At 66.8% G+C, this 331-nt stretch carries 1 pseudogene; it reads right to left on the minus strand.

The annotated features are described in order from the left end of the window. Positions 1-169, minus strand: a pseudogene (locus tag EN850_RS37630) (nucleoside triphosphate pyrophosphohydrolase); the annotation flags it as partial. Between the last annotated feature and the right edge of the window lie 162 nt (positions 170-331).

A 331-nucleotide genomic window follows, 5' to 3' on the forward strand; every position in this document is an offset into this window, starting at 1 on the left:
CCACCTCGTAGGCTTCCTCGATGGTGTACGGGGCAATGGTCGAGAAGTCCTGCTCCAGGTCCCACGGGCAACCTCCCTGCGGGTCGCGCAGGCGCGCCATGATGACCAGCAGGCGTTGCAGTTGATGGCTTGCCTCGCTGCCGGCGGGAGGGGTGTCGTGCGCGCTCATGCGGCCTCCAGGAATCAGTCGGACAACCAGTCCCGCCACGGCAGGCTGGTATCACCAAGGGCGATGAAATCGCCGTTCAACAGCGTTTCGCGGCGGTTGTAGCGGAACGGCTTGCCGGTCGCCGCCGACAGCACCGCACCACCAGCGGCGTGCAGCACGCAC

Source organism: Mesorhizobium sp. M8A.F.Ca.ET.207.01.1.1, assembly GCF_004794715.1.
In the GTDB taxonomy this organism is placed as follows: domain Bacteria; phylum Pseudomonadota; class Alphaproteobacteria; order Rhizobiales; family Rhizobiaceae; genus Mesorhizobium.